Origin of the sequence: Acidipropionibacterium jensenii DSM 20535, from assembly GCF_000425285.1 — a bacterium.
Taxonomy (GTDB): domain Bacteria; phylum Actinomycetota; class Actinomycetes; order Propionibacteriales; family Propionibacteriaceae; genus Acidipropionibacterium; species Acidipropionibacterium jensenii.
In genome coordinates, this window is sequence record NZ_AUDD01000027.1 from 19,622 (window position 1) to 27,183 (window position 7,562).

4 protein-coding genes and 1 pseudogene are annotated in these 7,562 nt (G+C 63.7%); 4 read left to right on the forward strand and 1 reads right to left on the reverse strand.

The annotated features are described in order from the left end of the window. Nucleotides 1-1,322 precede the first annotated feature (1,322 nt). The 3 genes from H590_RS0112170 (at nt 1,323) to H590_RS0112180 (ending at nt 5,632) form a co-directional block, all read left to right on the forward strand. A complete protein-coding gene (locus H590_RS0112170) occupies nt 1,323-1,931 on the forward strand; it encodes a hypothetical protein (protein WP_126412649.1) in 609 nt (202 codons plus the stop codon). Between the two features lie 61 nt (nt 1,932-1,992). Beyond that, nucleotides 1,993-3,291: an acetate and sugar kinases/Hsc70/actin family protein gene (locus H590_RS18460; protein WP_028703749.1), complete on the forward strand. Its 1,299-nt coding sequence runs from the start codon at nt 1,993-1,995 to the stop codon at nt 3,289-3,291. Between the two features lie 802 nt (nt 3,292-4,093). After that, nucleotides 4,094-5,632, forward strand: coding sequence for a DUF2079 domain-containing protein (locus H590_RS0112180; RefSeq protein WP_161626027.1), 1,539 nt, complete (start codon nt 4,094-4,096; stop codon nt 5,630-5,632). Nucleotides 5,633-5,972: 340 nt separating this feature from the next. On the opposite strand, the gene H590_RS0112185 is transcribed toward H590_RS0112180, so the two are convergent. Continuing rightward, nucleotides 5,973-7,133, reverse strand: a complete 1,161-nt coding sequence (locus H590_RS0112185; protein ID WP_126412650.1) for a hypothetical protein — start codon at nt 7,131-7,133, stop codon at nt 5,973-5,975. A gap of 280 nt (nt 7,134-7,413) precedes the next feature. On the opposite strand from H590_RS0112185, the pseudogene H590_RS18465 reads away from it, so the two are divergent. Next, nucleotides 7,414-7,562: pseudogene (locus tag H590_RS18465) on the forward strand (ISL3 family transposase); the annotation flags it as partial.

Here is a 7,562-nt window from a genome sequence, read left to right on the forward strand (position 1 = left end):
GTTGCCGGGTCTCCTCGGCCCCGAGCGGCGGGTCCGGCCGGCCGTGCCGGAGCCGGTCAACCGTGACGACGGACTGTCAATTCATTGGCACGGCGATGTCACGACCGAGCAGGGATCGGGCAACAGAATGACACACCCGGGACACCGCATTGCTGCTGCGGTATCCCGGGTGTGTCGTTCCAATGACGACGGAATGTCATGACGGTCGAGTGCGGGCACCGGCGTGACGGCGGTGTGACGGATCATTGCCACGCCGTTGTCACGTCCGTGACGTGTGGTTGGCATATGGGTGTCGCGCTGCGGTGTCGGGCTGTTCCCTGTCATCGGCGTGACGCTCGTGTGGCGCTGTCTCGGCAATGACGTGACACTCACGTGACGATTCGCTGTCACGGCTGGCACGAGTGCTCCAGCGAGGCGGCGTTCTGGCAATGACGTGGCATTCCGGTGTCGTTGCAATGCCATAGCGATGCCCGGTTCGTACCAGGTGCTAGCCGTGACGCCGGTGTGGCAGCAAAACAGCACTGGTCTGTCATCCGATTGGCATTGATACGGCGGACACGTACCGTTCCGACGTCATCGCGGGGCTGTGGTTCTGCCCGGGTGGAGCGGACCCCGCTCGTTCATCGGGTGGGGCCGAGACGTGGCAACAACGTGGCATTGCGGTGTCTCGGCCCTGCTGCCGTGGTGTCACGGTCGTGTCGCTGGTGTGACGTTGCGGTGCTGTGTCGCTGTCATTGCGGTGCACCGCAACCTCTGTGCGCCCTCGTGGCGCTGGAGCAGCATCAGGATGCCGTTTCTGCGGCATTCCACTGTCATTGCGGTGGCACGGCGTTGTCACGGTCTGAGCCGTGTCGCCGGAACGTCACGCGGGTGTCATTGCTGTGGCGTTCCGATGCTGTTCCGATGGCATGGCTGGCCGGCCGGCGGCCCGTGGCAGCGCTCTGTCATTGATCTGTCACGTCATTGCCACATGGGTGCCGGATCTTTGCATGGATGACGCTCCGATCCTCGTCGTGGCAACGGAATGACGTTCTGATGCCACCGCAGTGTCATTGCCGTGGATGTGAGCAGGCGTGCGATTGAGTGCTCAGATGTGATCGGATGTGCTGAGAAGTGCTCCTGGATGCCATTTCAGATCATTTCCATTGACATCGGAATGATGGCATAATGATCTTTAGATGATCGGGCGGTCCAGTCGGGGACCTGCCCGCGGAGCAGCACCGTGGTCCTGAGCACCACCGTGCGGACAAGGAGATCGTCATGGCACCTGGTTCCAGTGGTGCGCGCGAGGCACGCCCCGAGGTGGCGACGGGGGTGCGATCGTGACCGCCGGTCGTCAGGCGTCGTCGGGGCGGGCCCGTAACGGTGCGCCCGCCGACGCGAAGAGTTCCTCCGGGCCCCGTCGTGGGCGCAAGCCCGGCCACCGGGTGGTCGGCGTCCGGTTCTCCTACCCCATCGCCGACACATCGGTGGCGACCTGGCTGGAGTGCCAGGACTCGATCTCGGAGTCGCTGAGGGCGCTCATCCGGGAGTCCATCGAGCGCGACGGCTACCTGGACCTGGCCAACCGGCCGCTGGCCCAGCAGCCGCGCAAGGGCCGTCCTCCGGCCGAGTCCGCCGGCGCGGTACCGGTCGTTCCGGCCGTCCCGACCCCCGTGGCCGAGGAGTCTCCCGACATCGACGAGGACGACGAGGCCGACGAGGTCGCGTCCCCGGCAGCACCGCCGCCGCCGGCCCCCTCCCGGCCCGATCCGGATGCCGATTCCGGCTCCGATGACGCCGGGGCGGGTGGGTCTCCCATCGCCGATGACGTCGTGGATGCGCCGGCCGCCGACGGCGACGACCCGGTCGTCGACGTCAATAGTTCTGAGCCGGGAAAACAGTTCAGTGTCGACGACATCAATGAACTGCTGCGTTCCTCGCGCCAGTGATCCCGCACCCATTCATTGACATCCCATTCCCCATTGACGCCCGGAAAGGCAATTCACACTCATGAGTGACGACATCATTCATCTGGTCGGCGGTATCGACGTCGGCAATGGTTACGTCAAGGCCCTGGTGGCCGACACTGATCTGATGGCAGAGGGCACCGACGCGATCGACGAGATCGACATGCCCTCGGCGGTGGTCTCGACCAGCCGGTCGACACCCAAGGTCCCGGTGCCCGACGAGGCGGCCCTGGCCCAGCTGGGCGACGGTCCCGAGGGTGACGACTTCTACAACAGGCTCGACGCCTCGCTCACCACTCCCCTGGTGGCCGTCGGGGACCGGCGCATCTACGGCCGGGCGGCGCTGAGCTTCCGCGGCTCCAAGTTCACCGAGTTCGAGGTGCTCAGCACCCACTCGACGGCCGACCAGGAGCTGTCCAAGGTGCTCGTGCTGGGCGTCTTCGCGGCCAAGGCGCTGCGCGACCACGTGCGGACCCACCAGGTGCTGCCCGACCACGAGCTGCAGGTGGAGGTCCGCGCCGGGCTGGCGCTGCCCATCACCGAGTACGTGGCCCGCCGGGCCTCCTACGCCGCCGAGTTCACCTCGGGGGTCCACCTGGTGACGATCAAGAACTTCTCGACACCGGTCTCGGTGCGCCTCCGGTTCACCGACGTTCAGGTGATGGCCGAGGGCGCGTCGGCCCAGTTCGCCATCACCGACAAGGGCGAGCCGCTGGCGGCGCTGCTGCTGGCCGACCTGCGCTCGCGGGAGCCCGGTGCCCTGGAGGGCGTCACCGCCGCCGACCTGGTCGCCGTGGAGAACACCGTGGGCGTCGACGTCGGGGAGGGCACGACGAACTTCCCGTGCTTCTCGGCCGGCCGGTTCAACGCCGAGGCCTCGGCCACCCTCAACTCCGGCTACGGCACCGCGCTCATCAATGCCATGGAGCGCATGAGCGAGTCCGACCGCACCCTGGCGTTCTCCAGCCGCAAGCAGCTGGCCGACTTCCTGGCCCATCACCCCTCCCCGCTCCAGCGGGGCCGGTGGGACAGGGCCCAGGGCTACGTCACCGAGGAGTCGCGCTACCTCGTCTCCGACATCGTCAGCTCGTTCACCGACGTACTGGCCCAGGCCGGGGCGACCACCGAGGCCGTCTACGTCTACGGCGGGGGTGCCGGGCCCATCAAGGAGCTGCTGGATCCGGCGCTGCTGGAGGCGGCCGGCGACATCCCGGTGCTCTACCTGGACTCGCGGTACTCCCGCCACCTCAACCGGGAGGGGCTGTACCTCATGGCCTCGGCCCTGCAGCGGGCGGCCACGAAGAAGAGCTCATCGCGGAAGAACGACCCGGTGGCGGCCTGAGCGCCCGCTCGTCGTGCTGAGATCCTGACGGGACCCCAGAGCACCAGCGTGACAGTGCCATGACCGGGCGTGGCAGTGGCGGGCCTGTGACTGACAGTGCGACATATCTCTCCCAAGCACAGATGGCCGGTGGCCGGAAACAACTTTTGGATAGGAACAGTCGTCGATCCGGTCGAGCGTTCATGTCTTTTGGTCAATTTCTCACAATCCGTTGACTGCAGCGACATAGGAGGATTACCTTCAGTCCGAGGCATTGGAGACTCAAGCACACTGTGGAGGCATCATGAAACTGTCCAAATCTCTTAGTTCTGGAATTCTGGCATCGGTTCTGGCGCTTGGTGGGGGGGCTCGCCGTCGGAACCACACCTGCTCAAGCTGCAACATGGAGTTGCAGTTCGCTCACCAATGGCGCGTTCTGTATACGCTGGGCTTCTGACGGTTACGATGTCCAGTACATGAAGAGCAAGGGTGACCAGGTGGTTCTCGACTTCAATCTGTGGTGCAAGAACGGAAAGAAGTTCGGCGACAAGGGGTCCTTCGTCGCCAGTTCGGGATCCACGCACTCTTATGTTTTCCAGGTCGGTTCACAGGGAAAGTGTCAGGGAGTTCTGCGAGCGGGTAAGAATGGAAGCGTGATCGCCTCAACTCCATACCTGACACGCTAGCGAAGTCGAGTTCCACGTAGCTCTCCTCCAACTCGATGGACAGTTTGCTGTCGGGCGTGCGGCCATTTCACATTGTGGTTGCACACCCGATACGCATAGAATTGGGTGTGAGTAATCGATCCACTTCGGAAGAAGACGTGAGCAACACTCAGACCCAAGACGAGCGGACACGCCTTTTGCGTTTCGGACTCACTTCACGACATGACTCCTCAGTCGACGCCCTGACAACGACCACACTGACACTCGTCATTGCCGGGTTGTACGCCACGTACTCCATGGTCCGATATGCCCAGTTCCGCACCGGTGGCTACGATCTGGGGATCTTCGATCAGGCCGTGCGGAACTATGCACACCTGAAACCACCCTTCGCGCCGATCAAGGGGTATCAGTACAATCTGCTCGGCGACCATTTCCACCCGCTACTGATCGTATTCTCCCCTTTCTACTGGCTCTGGGATGATCCCCGGGTCCTACTTCTGGGACAAGCACTGGCGGTAGCGGCCTGCGTACCCGTGCTCGTGAGGATGTGCGACCGGAGAATGGGACCGGTCCTGTCTCGTCTCATGGTGATGATCTTCATGGTGTCGTGGCCCCTGCAAGGGCTCATCGACTTCGACTTCCACGAGATCTGCCTGGCGATGCCGCTGCTGTGTCTGGCCTTCGACGCTCTGGATCGAAGGCACCCCGCCGCGTTCCTCACATGGTCGATTCTTCTCATCGGCGTCAGAGAGGACATGGGACTTGTCGTCACGATGCTGGGGATCGTCTGGATCGTGCAACCCCACCGCGATCATGCTCAGCCCCTTGAAACCAGACAACAACTCACCGTCGGCATTGCAATGGCCCTGATAGGAGCGATCTCCTTCGTCCTCGTCGTCGGCGTTCTCATACCCCATTTCTCGGGCGGTGGGAGCTACGGCTACTGGGACTATCCCGATCTCGGAACAGGACCGTCAGCCATGGTCCAGTCGATCCTCACCCATCCCGGAGGCGCATTCCACCTCGTGGTGGACAATGCCACCAAGCGGCAGACCATCGGCTGGCTGGCACTTCCGTTGCTCTGCCTCTTTCTTCTCTCACCGAGATGGATCGCAGCCACACCGCTCATCATCGAACGATTCTGGTCCTCGCGACAGCTCCTGTGGGAGCCCCGCTTTCACTACAACGCTCCCATCTTCCTGATCCTGTTCATCGCCGCCGTCGACGCACTCGGATCACGGCCGGTGCGCCGATGTCGGACTCCCCTGTCCTGGGCGATGCTCGCCGCGCTTGCCATCACCGTCCCGGTGGTCCACACGGCGAACCCCCTCGCTGAACCGTTCGCACAACTCCCGGGACAGATTGCCGCGCACAGCTCGCCATCCGTCCAGGCGTCTCGAGAGGCCCTGGCACTCATCCCGGCCGATGTGTGCGTCACCGCCGACGACAGACTCGTCACACAACTCACCCGGTCGAACCGTGTCACGGTTCCCGGTACAACAACTCCGGCACCCGCATACATCCTCCTCGACATGTCACAGCCAGACACCGGAGGAGGACTCGATGATCCCCGCACGGTCCTGAAATCGGCGGTGTCCTCAGGCTATGACGTGATCTTCGACAAGAACGCGATCCTGCTCCTCAGAGGATCAGACACACGCCCCGATCCGTCACGATGCGGTCCCACCGCGCCATGACCCCACGGCAGTCCGCTGCGAGATCTGTCTCAGCTGTTCTCGAGTCTCCGATCGGTGCGGTTTCACCGCCTGAGATGATGAGGGTGGCCGGGTCCTCCGGGCGGCAGCACAACAGACCTGCGATACGCAGTCAAGGCCCTGATAGACGTCCTGGACAAGCCGGGTCACCTCCGATTCCCGCCAGGCAGTCAGTTCCTCGGCCGCAGCCTTGCGCTCAAGCAGACAGGTTGCGAACTCGAGAGGCACCCCGAGTTCAAGAGCCACGTCGACGGCAACTCGCGATCATGGACCGCTCAACGACGTGTGCTGTTGTGCTGGGACGGGGCCGGCCCCAGCCGCGTCAGTGGTCTGGTCTGGCGGCGATCCCCGTGATGGCCGAGTCCCCGGACTTGTCGTAGGCCTTGTCGAGGGCCGGGGTCGGCATCTTCTGCAGAAGTCTGCCGGTGTCCAGGGAGTAGATCCGCAGTTCACCCTTGCTGCTCTTGCCTTCCTTGTCGAGGGCATAGATCCTCTCGCCGGTGTACGTGACGTTGCTCTGCTGCCCGCGCAGCTTCGTGTCAATAATCATGGTCGTGGTGCCGTCGGCGATGCTCGTGGCATAGATCTCACCCTTGAAGGACCTCCAGATGTAACGGCCGTTGTGTATCACGGAGATGTCATCACCACTGTTGCCGTTGCGCACTGGGCTGCCGTCGGCATACTTCATGACGATGTTCCGGGCCCGGCCGGTCCTCACGTCGAAGACGGTCAGCTCGTTGTTGAACCTGGGAGTGTGCGTGCGCAGCTCGGGGAAGTCCGCGTTCCACAGCCGCCTGATGTACAACTTGCCGCCCTGGCAGGGAACCTGCCCGTCCTGAGTGTTGCGGAACAGGGCGAACGGGGTCCCCGGCCCGGGATAGCGGATGGTCTTCAGGTCGGCCCCGATGGTGAACAACCGGTAGCTCTCGTACTGGGTGTCGACAGTGTTGGGGATCAGCCTGATCCCGGTCAGGACGCCGTCACACACCCCCATCGCCGGAGTCCAGGGAAGCGTGAGACCGGGATGGTCACCACTGAACTCCATGCCGTACCTGTAGGAGGTCAGACTGTCACCGAAACCGATGTTGTAGAGATAGGCGAAGGATCCGTCATCCAGCTGGTAGGGGGTCCCGAACGCGCCGTACTGGCTGTGGGAGTCTCGCTTCCTGCCGGTCATCGACGTGGCGAAGGTGTGGACGGCGTCCTTGTCGGTGAAGGCCAGTTCACCGTCGCGTCCGAAGGCGAGCTTGACGTGCTGCTCGCCCTGGTGGGGGGTCTTCATGTAGTCGTTGGCGCTGCCACCGACGAAGGCGATGTAGCCCTTGGGGTGCAGGTCGATGGGCGCGTCGGAGGGATTCGGCGAGATCGCCACGGCCAGCACGGCATCGGCCGGGACCGCCTTCAACGTCTTGGGCAGGGGTGAGGTCGCCCCGGTGCAGGCCGACAGGCCGACCACCACGGAAAGAGCAGTGCAGGCCGCCATCAATCGTAGGAGAGGTCGCATGGGTGTGCTCAGGAGTGCTTGACCAGGCCAACGCGATTCCATCCGGCACCTGCTGCTGTCGAGTGGATGTCGCCCAGGACCTTCCCACCAGGAAGGGTTCCTCCACAGGAGAGAACGGGCTCTTCAGGATCCAGGGTGTAGTTGTGGCTTGACTGTGTGTGGATCGGTTGTCACTTCGCTGTGAGGACGGGGTGCGTGGGGGAGGGCCCTGCGGAAGGATCGGAGTGTTCAAGTCCCGTTCCTGCACCACAAGGCCCTCATGTCTCACGTTACCTTCACCGCCCCTGACCTGACCACGTTCTGCTGTCTCGATGAGCTGGGCCTGGAGGTGGTCGGCCAGCACATCACCGCCGAGCGGGCCGTGGTGGCCTGCCGGGTGGTCGAGGCTGACGACTGGTGCCGGCGGTG